General features: G+C 59.2%; 15 protein-coding genes and 2 pseudogenes. 14 read left to right on the forward strand and 3 right to left on the reverse strand.

Annotated elements, in window-relative coordinates; translation table 11 throughout:
• Window positions 1-195 precede the first annotated feature (195 nt).
• The 4 genes and pseudogenes from AC0L2P_RS17415 (at window position 196) to AC0L2P_RS17430 (ending at window position 2,990) form a co-directional block, all read left to right on the forward strand.
• Entirely contained in the window at window positions 196-363 is a 168-nt protein-coding gene (locus AC0L2P_RS17415; protein ID WP_473502556.1) for a hypothetical protein, read from the forward strand.
• A gap of 161 nt (window positions 364-524) precedes the next feature.
• Window positions 525-698, forward strand: coding sequence for a hypothetical protein (locus AC0L2P_RS17420; RefSeq protein ID WP_473502557.1), 174 nt, complete (start codon window positions 525-527; stop codon window positions 696-698).
• A 469-nt stretch (window positions 699-1,167) separates the two neighbouring features.
• Window positions 1,168-2,091 (forward strand): glycosyltransferase family 9 protein, encoded by a 924-nt coding sequence (locus tag AC0L2P_RS17425; RefSeq protein ID WP_473502558.1) that lies wholly within the window; start codon window positions 1,168-1,170, stop codon window positions 2,089-2,091.
• A gap of 162 nt (window positions 2,092-2,253) precedes the next feature.
• A pseudogene (locus AC0L2P_RS17430) lies at window positions 2,254-2,990 on the forward strand (polysaccharide deacetylase family protein).
• Here AC0L2P_RS17430 and AC0L2P_RS17435 read toward each other — a convergent pair.
• Window positions 2,991-3,380 carry a DUF427 domain-containing protein gene (locus AC0L2P_RS17435; RefSeq protein WP_473502559.1) on the reverse strand — a complete coding sequence of 130 codons (390 nt, stop codon included), beginning with the start codon at window positions 3,378-3,380 and terminating at the stop codon, window positions 2,991-2,993.
• 143 nt (window positions 3,381-3,523) lie between these two features.
• A complete protein-coding gene (locus AC0L2P_RS17440; RefSeq protein WP_473502698.1) occupies window positions 3,524-3,910 on the reverse strand; it encodes a hypothetical protein in 387 nt (128 codons plus the stop codon).
• A 178-nt stretch (window positions 3,911-4,088) separates the two neighbouring features.
• Between AC0L2P_RS17440 and AC0L2P_RS17445 the strand changes: the two genes are divergently transcribed.
• Window positions 4,089-5,717 (forward strand): fatty-acid--CoA ligase, encoded by a 1,629-nt coding sequence (locus AC0L2P_RS17445; protein ID WP_473502560.1) that lies wholly within the window; start codon window positions 4,089-4,091, stop codon window positions 5,715-5,717.
• Between the two features lie 83 nt (window positions 5,718-5,800).
• Window positions 5,801-6,586, forward strand: coding sequence for a DUF1499 domain-containing protein (locus AC0L2P_RS17450; RefSeq protein ID WP_473502699.1), 786 nt, complete (start codon window positions 5,801-5,803; stop codon window positions 6,584-6,586).
• Between the two features lie 13 nt (window positions 6,587-6,599).
• Here the strand turns inward: AC0L2P_RS17450 and AC0L2P_RS17455 are convergent, their stop codons facing one another.
• Window positions 6,600-7,508: an MBL fold metallo-hydrolase gene (locus AC0L2P_RS17455; protein ID WP_473502561.1), complete on the reverse strand. Its 909-nt coding sequence runs from the start codon at window positions 7,506-7,508 to the stop codon at window positions 6,600-6,602.
• Window positions 7,509-7,622: 114 nt separating this feature from the next.
• On the opposite strand from AC0L2P_RS17455, the gene AC0L2P_RS17460 reads away from it, so the two are divergent.
• From AC0L2P_RS17460 to AC0L2P_RS17495, 8 genes and pseudogenes are all read left to right on the forward strand, one after another.
• Window positions 7,623-8,213 (forward strand): biotin transporter BioY, encoded by a 591-nt coding sequence (locus AC0L2P_RS17460; protein ID WP_473502562.1) that lies wholly within the window; start codon window positions 7,623-7,625, stop codon window positions 8,211-8,213.
• Between the two features lie 482 nt (window positions 8,214-8,695).
• Complete coding sequence (gene nusG, locus AC0L2P_RS17465) at window positions 8,696-9,259, forward strand: transcription termination/antitermination protein NusG (RefSeq protein WP_473502563.1); 564 nt, start codon at window positions 8,696-8,698, stop codon at window positions 9,257-9,259.
• Window positions 9,260-9,406: 147 nt separating this feature from the next.
• A complete protein-coding gene (locus tag AC0L2P_RS17470) occupies window positions 9,407-10,726 on the forward strand; it encodes a UDP-glucose dehydrogenase family protein (RefSeq protein ID WP_473502564.1) in 1,320 nt (439 codons plus the stop codon).
• Window positions 10,727-10,754: 28 nt separating this feature from the next.
• Window positions 10,755-12,032, forward strand: coding sequence for a sugar transferase (locus AC0L2P_RS17475; RefSeq protein ID WP_473502565.1), 1,278 nt, complete (start codon window positions 10,755-10,757; stop codon window positions 12,030-12,032).
• A gap of 158 nt (window positions 12,033-12,190) precedes the next feature.
• A pseudogene (gmd, locus tag AC0L2P_RS17480) lies at window positions 12,191-13,310 on the forward strand (GDP-mannose 4,6-dehydratase).
• The gene (locus AC0L2P_RS17485) at window positions 13,307-14,065 is read left to right on the forward strand and encodes a glycosyltransferase family 2 protein (protein WP_473502566.1); all 759 of its coding nucleotides are present in this window, start codon (window positions 13,307-13,309) and stop codon (window positions 14,063-14,065) included. Before gmd ends, AC0L2P_RS17485 begins: the two are co-directional and overlap by 4 nt.
• A gap of 212 nt (window positions 14,066-14,277) precedes the next feature.
• Entirely contained in the window at window positions 14,278-15,240 is a 963-nt protein-coding gene (locus AC0L2P_RS17490) for a UDP-glucuronic acid decarboxylase family protein (protein ID WP_473502567.1), read from the forward strand.
• 271 nt (window positions 15,241-15,511) lie between these two features.
• Window positions 15,512-16,765 (forward strand): glycosyltransferase, encoded by a 1,254-nt coding sequence (locus AC0L2P_RS17495; protein ID WP_473502568.1) that lies wholly within the window; start codon window positions 15,512-15,514, stop codon window positions 16,763-16,765.
• Window positions 16,766-16,836 lie beyond the last annotated feature (71 nt).

A 16,836-nucleotide genomic window follows, 5' to 3' on the forward strand; every position in this document is an offset into this window, starting at 1 on the left:
CCCAACAAATCCTCGTCCAGGAAATAGCCCGCGCACCCGACGATCCCGACTGGCGCCTTGGCGCAGGATCAGGAACCGCCGTGCGCGCCAAAACCTCCGAAGCCGCTCGCCAAATCCCAGAAAAAGTCAGCGGCAGGCATTGACTCTTCCGTCGCGGAAGCTCTTGATGCTGCATTGCACAATGGGGCGGGGCCGATGGCAGTGCGTATCAGAATGCCGGGCGGCACGCTGAAGGTGAAAGTGTACCGCGAATTGCGCGATCGCGAGCGCGCCCGCCGCATACCCGTCATCAAGATCGGCCGGGTTTATTTCACCTGGTGGTCGAACCGCCAGCGCCTGATTGACGATCAGTCGCCAGGGTGACGCATCAATTCTTCCGACCGTGCCTGGGAAAGCCCGCCCCGGCCTCGGCGGGCCAGCTCGCAAAATAAGTTGATGATGCTGCTGTTGACTCTTCCCCTGCCGAACGTCTCCATTTACCGCATTGCACACAATTGCTGCGTTGCACAACGGAAGGCGGACCGATGGCAGTGCGTATCAGGTTGCCTGGCGGCACTCTGAAAATGAAGACCTATCGTGAGTTGCGGGCGCGGGAGCGCGACCGCCGCGTGCCTGTGATGAAGATGGGCTCACTGTATTTTGTCTGGTGGTCGAAAAGCCAGGATTCTCACCAGAAGCCGCAGGACAACCTCCGGTGAATCCACCTCGCTCTGACCAGGATCAGTGTTTGCGTGGGAGTCAGAGTCAGGGCAAGCAATAGCCCTGTCGTGAAGCCACGCTCGAGCGATTTTTCACTGTGTTGCCAAAGAACAGTGCCGCTGGTTGAGCGCGAACAAGATCTTTCGGCTGGCGGTTGGAGGTCAAGCGATTGTTCGCGCACTTGCGCGAGCGCTTTCACGATTAAGGCCGCGGAGCACGCACTGTAAACCTGGCTGCCGATCTTGGGACCGCCGCCGCGACCGTAATCTGGCCGATCTGGTACCAATAGATGCGCCGCGCAAGCGGCGGTGCAGGCTGCAAAGAACGGCCGCGGATAGGAGTTCGAGTCCACCGGCCTCTGACCTTACCGATTTGTAATTCACGCGAACCTGCGTGTGTCGGCTCCAAATCCCGACATCGTTTCTCCCCAGTTTCCGGCCCCCGAACCCGCCCCGGCGCCAGAAACAGATGTTGCAGAACCCGCCCACGCACGTCCGCTCGATTCTCATCCTCCAGACGAAATTCATCGGCGATCTTGTCCTCGCCTCCGCGCTCGCCAGAAACCTGCGCCTCCAATATCCAAAGGCCAGGATCGTGTTCCTTTGCGAGGCAAGCTTTGCCAGCTTCCTGATGGCTCATGGCATCGCCTCGGACGGGGTGGCATTCCGGCGCGTACGGATGCGTGGCACCCCTCTGGAGCGCGGCAGCGAGCTTTATGCCATGGTGCGCGCTCTGCGCCGGTTCCGGTTTGACCTGACCATCGACCTGGCCGACTCTAAAACCTCACGCATCATCGTCAGGCTCGTCAACGCCAAGACCCGCGTCGGATATGATCCTCCCGAAAAACCGTTGCGCTGGATGGAACGCCAGCCCGCCAACGTCCTGGCCAAGCCGTTTGGCTTTGGTGGTCAGTATTATCTCTACCGCTATCTTTCGCCGCTTAAGGCACTCGGCGTGCACTTGCGTGCGCCGGTCCCAAAGATTGAGCCGCTGCCGTTGGAGACCGCCATGGGGTTGGCGCTTCTCGAACGCCATCATCTTCGGCGTAACGCCTTCATAGCCGTTCATGCGGGAGCGAGCTTCCGCGGACGGCAATGGCAACCGGAACGTTTTGCGCTGGCGATCGACGAGATCTCACGCCAGACCGGGTTGGACTTCCTGCTTGTCGGCGGCCCCGGTGAACGGACATCTGCCGAGCGCATCGTCGCCAAGGCCGCTTCGCCGGTCGTCAACGTGGTCGGTGCGCTGTCGCTGACAACGCTGCTGGCGGTCCTCGGCAAGGCACGCCTGTTTCTGGGAGCGAGGCCCGATCCGAGCAAGGCTTGCTGCGTCTGGCGACTTGAGGTCAAAGCGGTGGTCGACGCGGTGCGCGATGCTTTCACGTACGGTTAAGGACGTGGAGCACGCATTGTGACCTCGCGCTTGCCAAAGGTCAGGGCGACGGTCAAATTGCCGCTGCCGACGCTTTTGCAGGGGCATCGTCCCGATTTCCGCCTTGATCCCGGTCTTGGGGTCGCCGCTTTAACTTTGATCCGGCCGACCTGGAAATAATCGATGCGCCTGTTCCAAAAGTATTTTTGCGCCGTTGCGATATCGCTGTGGGCTGTCTCTCCTGGCAACGCCCAGTTGCTCGTCGCACCGACGCTGCACATCAAGGCCGAGGTGGGCAGCGGCCCCGTCGCGCTGACGCTCGATGCGTGCGGCGGAAGGACCGACACACGGATTCTGTCGGCGCTGGTGGAAAACCAGATTCCCGCCACCATTTTCGTCACCGGCATCTGGCTGAAGCACAATGCCGCGGCCGTCGAGATCATGCGGGCGCATCCCGAACTGTTTGAGTTGGAAAATCATGGCGGCCGCCACGTTCCGGCCGTCGACACACCGCAAAAGATCTACGGCATTCGCAGTGCCGGTAGCCCGGAGGCCGTGCTGGCCGAGGTCGAATCGGGTGCTGCCGCTCTTGCCGTGACCGGCGAACCGGCACCGAAATGGTTTCGCGGCGCAACCGCCGAATACAGCCCGTCGGCAATCACGATGATACGCAAGCTTGGTTTCAAGATCGCCGGATTCTCAACAACGGCGATGGCGGCTCATTGCTCGGCGCAAAAGAGACCGCCCGGCGCATTGCCGCGGCAAAGGACGGCGACGTCATCATCGCTCATATCAACCAGCCGACCCATGCCGCCGGCGAAGGCGTGGTGCAGGGGCTCCTGGCGCTGAAGGCCAAGGGCCTCACCTTCGTGCGGCCCGACGATGCCGACGGCGTCGGCGATGAAGGCACCACCGACTGATCAGTCGGGCGCGGCCGCGATGGTCACCTTGTTCGGATAGAACGCGCCGTGGTTGCGGATATCGGCAATCTCGTCGAAAGGCCGCTCATAGGCCCACATCGCATCCCTGCCTGCATCGCCGGCGGGCAACACGCTCCAATAGCTTGCATCGCCCTTGTAGGGGCAGTGGGTCGAGTGTTCGGTCCTGCCAAGCTGCTTGAAATCGATGTCGTCGAACGGAATGTAGAAAACAGGGGAATAGGGCGGTTCGGTCAGCACCTTGACCTCGTTGGACGAGGCGATGACGGTGTCGCCGGCGCGCACCGTTACGGTGCCCTTGTAAGGCTCGACGGTGATGATTTTGCCCGGATTGCGCTGAAAGCCTGGTGACGGGTTTGCGATATGGTCCATATCGGATCTCCTTGCCTCAACCCCAAGATGTGTCTGGCCCAAGATGTGTCTGGCAAGCGCGTTGCGCAAGAGCTGCCTGCCACCAGGCGGGCGTCGCCCGCAGGCGGCAGTCTTGCGCATTCCTCCGCTATCCCGCCTGGAAATCAGGCGGCGGCCTGGAATGCGTCCATCAGCCCGGCATAGGCGGCGGCAATGCCGGCCACCGGATTGGTGCTTTTCGAGGTGGTCTCGACCTTCAGCGCTCCACCGCTGGTCGGCAAGGTGAGCAGCAGGAACTGGCGGTTGCCGCCATCGCCGATGCAGGCGGCAGCGACGTGCTGGCTTTCACCCTCGTTCTCGACGCACATCTTGAACAAGAGCGTGCCGCCGACCGCTTCGAGGGCGCCACCGACGACCTCGACGAATTCATCTTCGGAAACGGTCTTGGCGTCGGGCACCAGATCGGCCTCAGCGATATCGGCTGCCACTAGGTCGGCCAAGCTTTCGGCAAGCGTATTTTCGAGGGCTTTGTCGTCGAGCTGCGCGTCCATGCGAACCTCTTTCATTCGCCAATCGCGCCCCGCCCGTTAATCAACGTTAACCCCGAGCATGGCCGGATTGTGGCGAATTCGGCCTCATTTGGCTCCATGCACCGCTCCAGCCCCGGTCCTGGCTGGACAATCCGTCAGTTCGTCCCACAATGGCGCAAAAAATAACGGGAGGAATAAGATGCTCGGGCTGATGCAGGAGTGGCCGCTGCTTTGCCACAAGCTGATCGACAACGCCAAGAGACAGCACGGCAGACGCGAGATCGTGTCGCGCTCGATCGAGGGGCCGATCGTGCGCAGCACATATGCCGAAATCCATGATCGTGCCCTCAAGGTTGCCGAGCGGCTCGAGCGTGACGGTTTCGGGCTTGGCGACCGCGTCGCGACCCTGGCCTGGAACACCGCGCGCCACATCGAGGCCTGGTACGGCATCATGGGTGTCGGCGCGATCTATCACACGCTCAACCCGCGGCTCTTTCCCGAGCAGATCGCCTGGGTCATGAACAATGCCGGTGATAAGGCGATCTTCGTCGACCTGACTTTCCTGCCGCTGCTTGAAAAGATCGCCGGCGCGGTCAAGTCGCTGAAGCAGGTTATCGTGCTGACCGACAAGGTGCATATGCCGAAGACTGCGCTGCCCAATGTCGTTGCCTATGAGGAATGGCTTGCTCAAGCCGACGGCAACTTCGCCTGGAAGACATTCGACGAAAACACCGCCGCCGGCATGTGCTACACCTCGGGCACCACGGGCGACCCGAAAGGCGTCCTCTACAGCCATCGTTCGAACGTGCTGCACGCCATGATCGCCGCGATGCCCGACGCCATGGGCATGTCGTCGCGCGATACCGTACTGCCGGCGGTGCCGATGTTTCATGCCAATGCCTGGGGCCTTGCCCAGAGTGCGCCGATGATTGGCGCCAAGCTGGTCATGCCCGGCTGCAAGATGGATGGCGCTTCGCTCTACGAGTTGCTCGACACCGAGCAGGTGACCTTCAGCGCCGCCGTGCCGACGGTGTGGATGATGCTCCTCCAGCATCTGGAAGAGACCGGCAAGAAGCTACCCTATCTGCAGAAGGTCGTCATCGGCGGCGCGTCCTGTCCACGCGCGATCACGACGAAGTTCCAGGACAATTACAATGTCCAGGTCGTCCACGCCTGGGGCATGACCGAGATGTCGCCGGTCGGCACGCTGTGCACCCTGAAGCCGGACTATGCCGGGCTAAAGGGCGAGGCCCGCCTAGGCGTCCAGCAGAAGCAGGGCTTTACGCCGTTCGGCATCGAAATGAAGGTGACGGACGACGTCGGCAACGAGTTGCCATGGGATGGCAAGACCTTCGGCCGGCTCAAGGTGCGCGGGCCGGCCGTCGCGCGCGCCTACTATGGCGGCATCGGATCCGAGCAGTTCGATGAAGACGGCTGGTTCGATACCGGTGACGTCGCCCATATCGACACCGGCGGGTACATGCAGATCACCGATCGCGCCAAAGACGTGATCAAGTCGGGCGGCGAATGGATCTCGTCCATCGACCTCGAGAACCTCGCGGTCGGCCATCCCGATGTGGCGGAGGCCGCCGCCATCGGCATTCCGCATTCCAAATGGGGCGAGCGGCCTTTGCTCGTGGTCGTGCCCAAGCCGGGCAGGAAGCCGACCAAGACGGACATCCTCGCTTTCATGCACGGCAAGGTGGCGAAGTGGTGGATGCCGGACGACGTCGCCTTTGTCGGCGAAATCCCGCATACCGCTGCCGGCAAGATCCAGAAGATTAACTTGCGCCAGCAGTTCCGGGATTATCACCTGCCGACGGATTGACCGGAGATGCCGCGTCTTTTCGCCTTCAAGGCGCCGCTGAAAGGCACTATGCCTTTGTTCGAGTTGGGGCAGCGCGGAAAATGATGACGGTAATTACCGAGCGACAGACGTCGAGGGCTGCCGGTTGGTCGCGGCGCGCCGGCGCCTTTTCGGCGGTCCTGCTGCTGACGGTTCTTATCGGCCATCACTATGACCTCGTCGAGACGTCGGCATTCCTGTGGGTGCTTGCCATTGTCGCCTTGCTGGCCGCGTTTGCGCTTTTGTTTGCCGGGTTTGCCTTTGCGCGACTGTGGAATTTCGGTGATCGCGGCGGCCAAGACCTGACCGCCGGCGCCTTGCTGGCGCTTCTGGCGCTCATCCCTTACGCTGTCGCGGCCTATTGGGCGGCGACCTATCCGCCGCTGCGCGACATTTCGACGGATTTCGATGACCCGCCGGCGCTCGATATTTCTACCCGGACAAAGGATATGAACGAGCTTTTGCCGCCGACGCCCGGCGAGCAGCGCCTGCAAACCGAAGCTTATCCGCTTGTTACCGGACGCAGCTACACCTTGCCTTTCGATCGCGTTCTGGAGGCGGTCAAAACCGTACTCGATCGGCGCGGCTGGCAGCTCGCGGCGCCGTTTCCGGACGCAGCAGCACAAAGCGACGTGACGGTCGATGCGCTGGCCAAGAGCTTCCTGCTCGGCCTCCCCGCCGATGTCGCCATCCGCGTGATCGATGACGGCGATGCGGTCATGGTCGATATGCGCTCGGCCTCGCGTTACGGCCGCCATGACCTTGGCGACAATGCGGCGCGCATCACCGACTTCCTTGCCGAGCTCGACCAGGAAGTCGCCGGCCAGGCGGGCGTGGTGCCGGCGGAATGAGATCCGAAGGGTACTACTTTGCCGGCGAATAGGTGCCGTCGATAGACGGCGCGCCGTCGGTATGGACCAGGCCGCGCGCCACCAGGTCTTCCAGATGGGCAAGCACCGACAGGCCGGCCGCACCATGCAGGCGCGGGTTGGTATCGCGATAGATCGCCTCCACCATGTCCTTGATTGTCCGGTCGCCGCTGTTGATCCGCTCCAGAATCGCCCGTTCGCGTATTTTGCGATGCGCTTTAAGTCCGCGCATGAAGTTGCGCGGCTGGGTCACCGGCCCGCCGTGCCCCGGCAGCAGCAGCCGGTCGTCGCGTTCGATCAGCCGGTCGAGCGATGTCATGTAGTCGGCCATCGCACCGTCCGGCGGCGCGACGATCGTGGTTGCCCACGCCATGACGTGATCGGCCGAGAAAAGGATGCCGGTTCCCTCCAGCGCGAAGGCTGCGTGATTGGCGGTATGGCCGGGCGTCAGCACCGTCCGGATCGCCCAGCCGTCGCCGTCGATCACCATATCGTCCGGCAGCGCGACATCAGGAACAAAGTCGGTGTCGGCGCTGGCATCGAGCGGATTGACCTCGCCGGTGCGCAACGGCCGCGCCGGGCGATGCCGGCCTTCCGCCAGAACTGCCGCACCGGTATGCTGCCTCAGCCGCGCCGCCAGCGGCGAATGGTCGCGATGCGTGTGGCTGACGAAGATATGGCTGACCGGCCTGATCCCGATCGCTTCGAGCAGTGTTCGAAAGTGCGCCTCGTCATCCGGTCCGGGATCGATCACCGCCAGCGTCTCGCGCCCGACGATATAGCTGTTGGTTCCGTGAAAGGTGAACGGGCTTGGGTTCTTGGCGGTGATCCGAAGTACGTCGAGCGCAACGGCAACGCCCTGGCCGTAGGCCGGATCGAAACGTGCATCGAATTTCAGCGCCATGCGAACGTCGCGACCTTTTTTGGGGCGAGGGCAAAACCGATTGCCGCATAGCACGGAAGCCAATATAGGAAAACGCAAGGCCGCATTCGGCGGCAATCCGGAACGGGGAAGACCATGGCAATTGCAACGACGATGCGTCCGCTCATTTCTCTCGCTTTGCCTGAAAAGGGCGCGGCCCGGCTGGCGGGCCAGCTGTTGCTGTCGATCGCCGGAACGCTGCTGCTGATCTTGTCGGCCAAGACCAAGGTCATGCTCGGACCGGTCGATATCTCGATGCAGACGCTTGCTGTCTTGCTGATTGCCGCCGCGTTCGGCATGCGCCTCGGCGTCGCCACGCTGCTTCTCTACATGGCTGAGGGCGCGATGGGCTTGCCTGTCTTCCAGAGCACGCCGGAAAAGGGCATCGGCATCGCTTACATCCTCGGTTCGACCGGCGGTTATCTGGCCGGCTTCGTCGTCATGGCGGCGATCGTCGGCTGGGCTGCCGACCGTGGCTGGGATCGCCATCCCATCAAGCTGTTCAACGCCATGCTGGTGGCCGAGATCGTCATGATGGCAATGGGCTTTGCCTGGCTGGCGCTATTGATCGGCCCGGAAAAATCGTGGCAGTTCGGGGTAGTGCCCTTTATCGTCGGTGATCTGATCAAGGTTGCGCTGGCCGCGAGTCTGGTGCCGGCTGTCTGGTCGCTGCTGAAGCGTTCGTGAAGCGGGTCGAGCGGAACTGAAGTAAGAAACGGAACTGCACGCTGCATCGCTGTCACCATGTTATTGCCTGAACCCCCATGACTCGATGCTAACCTGTTCTGCGCGACAATGGTTTTTCGCCGTAGTTGGTGTTGCCGTGCAGGATATTTCTCGCTGCCGGCAGGCTTGTAGCGCGACGCCTCCGGCGAGCCGTCACATTCGCGTCAAGTCGACGGACTAAGCACCAGAGCCAACGGGCGATTCGTTACGACCAGCGTAACCAGGCACCTACGTATGGAAATAAATTGCTCGACATAGCATCTCAGCCAGCTGAAAAAGAAAGCGGCTCGACGATTATTTAGGCACAGCTAAATTTCTTGATAATGTGTAGGAAATTCTTAACCCAACGGCCTTGACTCTAGTGGCTTGGTTGCTTGCTGGTAGCCACACATTGTCGTAACCGTTGACCTGAGATCATGCCGCCGACCGCCGAAGGAAGACACGTGAGTAGCGCGGAAAAAACAACGAGCAACGCGGCCACCCTGTCGCCTGAGCCGACCGCCGCGCCGGCAACTCGCTGGTATGCGGCCAGCGTCTTTCCCGGGAAGGAGCATGTCGCCGAGCGGCATCTCCGGATCCAGGGATTCCAACCCTTTGTGCCTCGCTGCGAGAAAACCGTGCGTCACGCCCGGCGGCTCGAAACACGAGTTGCGGCTTATTTCCCCGGTTATATGTTCATCGCCATCGACATCGCGTTGCAACGTTGGCGCTCGATCAACGGAACGTTCGGTGTGCGTTCCCTCGTCATGCAAGGGGACCGGCCTTTGCCTGTCCCCTCCGGTCTGGTAGAGCGCTTCATTGCGTTGACCGGCAGGCACGGCCTGCTCGATTTCAGCAGCGGCCTCGCAGCCGGGGCTTCGGTTCGGATCCTTTCCGGCCCTTTCGCGGAAATGATCGGTCGCCTTGACCGGCTCGATCCAGCCGGAAGGGCTCGGGTCCTGGTTGCCATCATGAATGGCGAGATCCCTGTCGACCTTGATGCCAGGGATCTCGTAGCAATCGCATAAATCGCAAGCGTCAAAGTGCGGCGAGGCGATGTAAATTGTTGTAGGATTTGCTCTCGGGTTTTCACCCGGGAGTGCGGTAGCCGTGCTTCGGTAGGGAGTGGGCGTCTGGCGAGATCCTCTCGTCGGCGCTGATTGAGGGTACGCAATATGCGAATAACAATGATTGGTGCCGGCTATGTAGGCCTCGTTTCGGGCGCCTGTTTCGCCGACTTTGGCCATCAGGTCTGCTGCGTCGATCGTGACGTTGAAAAGCTTGCCAAGCTCAAGCTTGGGAAGATACCAATCTACGAACCAGGGCTCGACGAGCTCGTCACCACCAATACCGCGCAAGGCCGCTTGCGTTTCGACGACAATCTGGCCGATGCCGTTTCTCAATCGGATGTCGTCTTCATTGCCGTGGGCACGCCGTCGCGGCGTGGCGACGGTTTTGCCGATCTCTCGTTCGTCTACGACGCGGTAGCCGAAGTTGGCCGCGCGCTCAAAGGATTTACGGTCGTGGTGACGAAATCGACCGTCCCTGTCGGTACCGGTGATGAGGTGGAACGGATCATCCGCGAGCAAAATCCCAGCGCCGATTTTGCGGTGGTCTCCAATCCGGAATTTCTTCGCGAAGGATCGGCGATTGAGGATTTTAAGCGACCCGACCGCATCATTGTCGGGACCGATGCCGAACGGGCCAAAGCCGTGATGGGCGAGATCTACCGCCCGCTCTCGTTGAATGTCGCGCCGATATTCTATACGAGCCGGCGTACGGCTGAGCTTACCAAATATGCGGGCAACGCGTTTCTGGCCATGAAGATCACCTTCATCAACGAAATTGCCGATCTCTGCGAACGGTTGGGAGCCGATGTGCAGGACGTCGCGCGCGGCATCGGCATGGACAACCGCATCGGCTCAAAATTTCTTCATGCCGGGCCGGGTTATGGCGGTTCCTGTTTCCCCAAAGATACGCTGGCACTGGTCAAGACCGCGCAGGACGCGGCAAGCCCCGTGCGGCTGATTGAGACGACGGTCTCGATAAACGACCAGCGCAAACGGGCGATGGCGCGCAAGGTGGTCGAGGCCTGCGGCGGCTCGGTGCGGGGCAAGACTGTCGGTATCCTTGGCCTTACGTTCAAGCCGAACACCGACGACATGCGCGATGCCCCCTCATTGGCCATCATTCAGGCACTGCAGGATGCAGGCGCTTCGATCAAGGCTTATGATCCGGTCGGCATGGAGCAGGCGCGCAAGATGATAGAAGGCATTGAATTCGGGGAAAGCGCCTACGCGGTGGCCGACGGCGCGCATGCAATCGTCATCGTCACCGAGTGGAATGCGTTCCGGTCGCTGGATCTGAAGCGGCTCCGCACAATTATGGCGACGCCGGTGATGGTCGACCTGCGAAACGTCTACCGCGGTGAGGACGTCGTCAGGCAAGGGATAGCCTATTCCAGCGTTGGCCGAGAGCGGCATCTTGTCAGGTGAACGTCCGGGTTGATTCGCGGGATTCAAAGTGATCGCCACCAGTATCCATTTACCTAACAAACGGCATCTGCTGCTCCGGATGCGCTTCCAGCTGCTTGGCGGATTGACATTCGCGATTCTGCTGCCGGCGCTGATCCGCCTGTCGGTCGATCAGGATGTGATCCGGTCACCGAACCTGCAGGCTACGATCTTTGCGGCATTTATCGCTCACACGACAGGTTATTTCTTTTATAAACGCATCGGCAATTTTCCGGGCGTTGCAGCGGCTGGCTATATTCTGCCAACCTTCGCCCTGACCTACGGCCTGGTGTTCGCGACGATCTTCTTCTTCAGGTTCGATTACAGCCGGTTCCAGGCCGCAGCGAGCTTCATTCAATCGACGTTGTGGTATTTTGGTTTGAGCTTGGCCACCCGGCGGATCGATGCACACCGATTGGCGATAATTCCCGGCGGAGACGTCGACAGGCTGGACAGCATACCGGGCGTTAGCTGGCACAGGATTCATTCGCCCGATACAATCGTTGGGTACGCGACCGGGGTGGTGGCCGATCTTCGAGCCGACCTTTCAGATGAGTGGGAGCGGTATATTGCCGACAGCGCGCTCTCGGGAACGCCGGTCTACCATGTCAAGCAAATAAGCGAGTCGCTCACAGGCAGGGTAGAGATCGAGCACTTGTCTGAAAACACTCTAGGTTCGTTGAATCCAAACCAAGCGTACCTGAAAATAAAGCAGGCGATAGACTGGGCTTCGGCGCTATTTGTGCTTGTTGTTTTCTCGCCTTTGCTGTTGTTCGTGGCGATTGCTGTAAAGATTGATTCGCCTGGACCAGCGCTATTTAGACAGAAGCGAATGGGCTACAGAGGCCATCCCTACGAGGTCTACAAGTTTCGAACGATGAAGCTCAGCGACACGGCTGCCGACGAGAAGGAAGCGGCCATCACGAAGGCCGGCGACGCACGGATCACCCGTTTGGGGCAGTTCTTGAGAAAGTCCAGGATCGACGAGTTGCCGCAGGCTTTCAACATCCTGCGTGGCGAGATGAGCTGGATCGGTCCGCGGCCGGAAGCGCTCGTACTGTCGAAATGGTACGAAGCGGAGCTTCCGTTCTATCGTTACCGGCACATCGTGCGGCCTGGCATTACCGGATGGGCGCAAGTCAACCAGGGCCACGTCGCGGCCGTCGACGATGTCCTCGAAAAACTTCACTACGACTTCTACTACATCAAGAATTTCTCCCCTTGGCTCGACGTGCTGATCGTGTTTCGCACCATCCGAACCATGCTGACGGGATTTGGCGCGCGTTGACAAGCGGCAAAGATCGCTAGTCGACGCAGCCAAGGCGCCACTCACGTGCCTTACAGATGGGGATAAGCACTGGCTTTTTGAAATAGGGTATCTGGAATGCCCGACATCGCATTGATTAGCGTAGAGAAATATTGTCCCATCGACACTGGAGAAGCACAATGACTAGAAAGACCGCGCTCATTACGGGCATAACCGGCCAGGATGGCGCGTATCTGGCGGAACTTCTTTTGGCAAAGGGCTACAATGTCCACGGAATCAAGCGGCGTTCCTCGTCGTTCAACACCGGTCGCATCGACAATCTCTACCAGGATCCGCATGAAATGAATGTAAATCTGTCGCTACATTATGGCGACATGACCGACGCCACCAATCTCATCCGCATCGTCCAGGAAGTGCAGCCCGACGAGATCTACAATCTTGCTGCGCAATCGCATGTGCAAGTGAGCTTCGAGACCGCGGAATACACGGCGAATGCCGACGCGATCGGCACATTGCGCCTGCTCGAAGCAATCCGGCTGCTTGGCATGACAAAAAAGACGCGTTTCTATCAAGCATCGACATCCGAGCTCTACGGCAAGGTGCAGGAGATCCCGCAACGGGAGACGACGCCCTTTTATCCCCGGTCACCCTATGCGGCGGCAAAGATCTATGCCTACTGGATCACAGTGAACTACCGCGAAGCCTACGACATCCATGCATCCAATGGCATCCTGTTCAATCACGAGAGCCCGATGCGTGGCGAGACGTTCGTCACCCGCAAGATCACGCGCGCGGCTGCCGCCATAAGCCTCGGCCTTCAGGACAAACTCTACCTCGGCAATCTGTCGGCGGAACGCGATTGGGGCCATGCCCGCGACTATGTCGAAGGCATGTGGAGAATTCTTCAGCATGAGGTGCCAGATGATTATGTCCTTGCAACCGGGGTGAAGCACTCGGTCCGCCGCTTTGTCGAGCTTGCGTTCAATGAGGTCGGGACCGAGATCCGATGGGCCGGTTCGGGCGTCGACGAAAAAGGCATCGACGCGAAATCGGGCGCCGTTCTGGTCGAGGTGGACCCGCGCTATTTCAGGCCGACCGAGGTAGAGCTTCTGATCGGCGACGCCTCGAAAGCGGAGCGCGTTCTCGGGTGGAAGGCGACGACGTCGCTCGCCACGATGGTCCAGGAAATGGTTCAGTCCGACCTCGAAACGGTAAGACGGGAATCCGAGCACCGGCGCCTCGACGAGGACCGCATTCGCGTGGCGGCACAGTAAGCGACGTTGGACCGGGTCGACATGAAAATCTCGGTCTTGACCGTTTGTTGGAATTCCGCGGCGACAATCCGGCATACGATCGATAGTTTCCTGGCCCAGCATCATGGCGACAAGGAATTGGTGGTCATCGACGGCAATTCTTCGGATGAGACGTTGTCAATTGTCCGGTCTTACCCACCGGACCAGATCCGGCTGGTCAGCGAGCCCGACAGCGGAATGTATGATGCACTCAACAAGGGGCTGCGTCTCTATACCGGAGACGCGGTAGGCGTGCTGAATTCAGACGATTGCTTTCACAATCGCACAGTGCTGGGACGGATATCCGAAGGGTTGGAGACAGCCGATATCGTGCATGGCGACCTGGATTTTGTCGAAAACCATCTGAGCAAGCGGGTCGTGCGCCGCTGGCGTGCTGCGGCCCGACCCGCCAAGGGCTTTCGGACCGGATGGATGCCCGCTCACCCCACGTTTTATGTGCGGCGAACTGTGGCGGAAGCCGTGGGCGACTTTGACCTCGAACTAAAGGTCGCATCAGACTACGATTGGATGCTCCGTGCCATTGAGTCATTCGGGTTCAAATCCGCACTTATCGATCAGGTCATGATTGACATGATGCAAGGCGGCAAAAGTACCAAGGGCATTCGCTCTCACGTAGCTCATAATATCGAAGCCTTGCATTCCAGGCGCAAATGGCTCGGTTCCGGTCCGGTCGATTATGCGCTGGTCGCGAAGCCCGTTCGCAAGGTCGGCCAGTTCATTGCAGCACGAATTGGATCGTAGCTTGCGTTGCGCTGACTTCTTTTCGGCGGTGATGGAGATATTGACGCCGACTACCCGTTTCTGCATGCCGGGAATTCGGACAGACTGTACATTGGCAGTTGGTCCTTCAGCGGCGTCAATGCGCATCATATTTTATCTGCCAGAAACAATGGGCGGGACCGAGCTGATCCGGATTGCTTCAGCATAATCTTAACCTCCACGAGTAAGGTACAATGGCCCGTATTTATGATAGCCGAAAACGCATTCTAGTGACTGGTGGTGCCGGTTTTCTGGGGTCTCATTTGATAGACAAGCTATTGTCGCAAGGTCACGAGATCATTTGCGTGGACAATTTGTTTACCGGAACAAAGCGAAACATCGACCACCTTCACGATCACCCACGTTTTGAATTTATGCGTCATGACGTGTGTTTCCCCTTATATGTCGAAGTGGATGAAATCTATAATCTGGCATGCCCTGCGTCGCCAATTCACTATCAGCACGATCCGGTGCAAACGACGAAGACCTCCGTACACGGGGCGATCAACATGCTGGGCCTGGCTAAGCGCTTGAGGTGCAAAATCATGCAGGCTTCAACCAGCGAAGTGTATGGAGATCCGGTCGTGCATCCGCAAACCGAGGCATATTGGGGAAACGTTAATCCGATCGGCCCGCGTTCTTGCTACGACGAGGGAAAGCGGTGTGCCGAAACGCTATTTTTCGACTATCACAGGCAACATAACGTGGCCATCAAAGTTGCGCGAATATTCAACACCTATGGTCCCCGCATGCACCTGAGGGACGGCAGGGTCGTCTCAAACTTCATATCGCAAGCCTTGGCCGGTGAAGACATTACCCTGTACGGCGACGGGAGCCAAACTCGCTCATTTTGTTACGTCGACGATCTTATCGAAGCATTTGTCCGGTTGATGGATACGGATGCCACAGTTACCGGGCCGATCAACCTGGGTAATCCAGTTGAATATACGATGGTGGAGCTTGCAGAAGCTGTCCTGGAAATCACCGGCTCTCGTTCAAAATTGGTTCGTCAGCCTCTTCCGGCCGATGACCCGACCCGCCGCCGCCCGGATATTTCATTGGCCAAAGAGATACTTAAATGGGAGCCGAAGGTTAAATTACACGATGGGTTAAGAAAAACAACGGAATACTTTAAGTCCTTATATAGTGCCGTATAAATTGTAGTCACGGATGTCAAACCGAATGGTGCCTAGGCGGGGCACTTTTGTTGCGGCGAGGTTCCAAGGCTCGATGAGTTCGTTCGAATCGCCGCCCGATGCGCATTCAGAGCTGATCCGGACGGCCGACGCGATACTCAGCCGTGCAGGCGCCGGGCCTTAACTCGAAACAATGGGGCAGGCTGATTTGAGAGTGAGACCGGCTCCAATCAGGAGCTTTCCAACGTCAAAGCAACCAATAAGACGGCTGTCGCATGGAAATTGGAACACCATGAATGTTGTTCAGATTATTGGCGGCGCGCTCAACTCTGGTGCAGGCCGAGGAACTCGCGCGGTGCACGAAGCCTTATTGAAGGCAGGAATTCGTTCGCGCATCCTAGGGAGAATTGAGCCGGATCTTCCGGAGGACTTATGCGCGAGGAGAGTTCCCCTGCTGCAACGTATTCCTGTGGGTGTTAAGAACCGTTTGTACATGTGGTATTTAATGCGGCGGTTCGGCGACATCCCGGCGAGTTTCCATCCCATCTCCCACGGCCTTCGTCTCCACAATTCCCCAGAATATCGGCAAGCTGATGTTATTCATATTCAATGGGCCCACGCGCCAACGCTTGGGCCGGCATTCTGGCGCGCAATTAGGCGCGAAAGGCGGCCGGTGGTCTGGACGCTGCGCGACATGTGGCCATTTACCGGCGGGTGTCACTTCTCAGGAACTTGCGAGAAATATGCCAGCGGTTGTGGTCAGTGCCCACTTTTGGGCGGAGGCGAAGAGACGATTACATCCGACGATGTTGCGTTCAAGGTCAAGCATTACGGGCCTCAATCAGTGTTCGTTGCGATCAGCGAGACGATCGCCGAGCAGGCCCGAAAGAGTACGGTGCTGCGCGAGCGCGATATACATGTGATCCCAAACAGCGTGGATATGAGCCAGCTTCGCGCAATGGACAAAGCGCAGGCGCGTAGCGCGTTGGGACTCCCAGCGAACAAATTTGTAATCGCGTCCGGTGCCTTGAATTTGGCTGATCCACGCAAAGGTGCGGATATCATGCGTCACATTCTTAATGTTTACCGAAATGACAAGAATGTTCACTGGTGCCTATTTGGCAAGGGACTTGCCGAACTGGTCGATCCGGTACCTGAAAACTGCACAGGCTTTGGCCTCATCCGCGACGATGTCATTCTTAACCAGATATACTCGGCGGCTGACGTGTTCGTGATGCCATCACTTCAGGAGTCGTTCGGCAAAGTCACGGTCGAGGCAATGGCATGCGGAACTCCCGTCATCGGGCTCGTCAAAACGCCAGCCGAGGAGATCATCACCCACGGGCAGACCGGATGGCTGGTAAAGCACGGTGACGCTGACGCAGTAGCGGCCGCTGTTGAGACGGCACGGGCCTTGCCAGTTTCATTGCTGCAGAATTTCGGATTGAGAGCACGCGCCGCCGTAATCGACCGATACTCACCAGAGGCTATCGCCCGCCTCCATATTGACCTCTACGAATCTTTGTTGATGGGCAATCAAACATGATCCGCGATGTCCACCGTGAAGCAGTGAGGATTGGCGCGCGCCCCGCAATCGCGGCGCAGAGCGTCCTCGGG

Source organism: Mesorhizobium sp. WSM4836, from assembly GCF_055811815.1.

Excerpts from the sequence above, each read along its gene's own strand:
- AC0L2P_RS17415 (WP_473502556.1), top strand. The coding sequence starts at position 196 with ATGGCAGTGCGTATCAGAATGCCGGGCGGCACGCTGAAGGTGAAAGTG.
- AC0L2P_RS17420 (WP_473502557.1), top strand. The coding sequence starts at position 525 with ATGGCAGTGCGTATCAGGTTGCCTGGCGGCACTCTGAAAATGAAGACC.
- AC0L2P_RS17425 (WP_473502558.1), top strand. The coding sequence starts at position 1,168 with ATGTTGCAGAACCCGCCCACGCACGTCCGCTCGATTCTCATCCTCCAG.
- AC0L2P_RS17435 (WP_473502559.1), bottom strand. The coding sequence starts at position 3,380 with ATGGACCATATCGCAAACCCGTCACCAGGCTTTCAGCGCAATCCGGGC.
- AC0L2P_RS17440 (WP_473502698.1), bottom strand. The coding sequence starts at position 3,910 with ATGGACGCGCAGCTCGACGACAAAGCCCTCGAAAATACGCTTGCCGAA.
- AC0L2P_RS17445 (WP_473502560.1), top strand. The coding sequence starts at position 4,089 with ATGCTCGGGCTGATGCAGGAGTGGCCGCTGCTTTGCCACAAGCTGATC.
- AC0L2P_RS17450 (WP_473502699.1), top strand. The coding sequence starts at position 5,801 with ATGACGGTAATTACCGAGCGACAGACGTCGAGGGCTGCCGGTTGGTCG.
- AC0L2P_RS17455 (WP_473502561.1), bottom strand. The coding sequence starts at position 7,508 with ATGGCGCTGAAATTCGATGCACGTTTCGATCCGGCCTACGGCCAGGGC.
- AC0L2P_RS17460 (WP_473502562.1), top strand. The coding sequence starts at position 7,623 with ATGGCAATTGCAACGACGATGCGTCCGCTCATTTCTCTCGCTTTGCCT.
- AC0L2P_RS17470 (WP_473502564.1), top strand. The coding sequence starts at position 9,407 with ATGCGAATAACAATGATTGGTGCCGGCTATGTAGGCCTCGTTTCGGGC.
- AC0L2P_RS17485 (WP_473502566.1), top strand. The coding sequence starts at position 13,307 with ATGAAAATCTCGGTCTTGACCGTTTGTTGGAATTCCGCGGCGACAATC.
- AC0L2P_RS17490 (WP_473502567.1), top strand. The coding sequence starts at position 14,278 with ATGGCCCGTATTTATGATAGCCGAAAACGCATTCTAGTGACTGGTGGT.
- AC0L2P_RS17495 (WP_473502568.1), top strand. The coding sequence starts at position 15,512 with ATGAATGTTGTTCAGATTATTGGCGGCGCGCTCAACTCTGGTGCAGGC.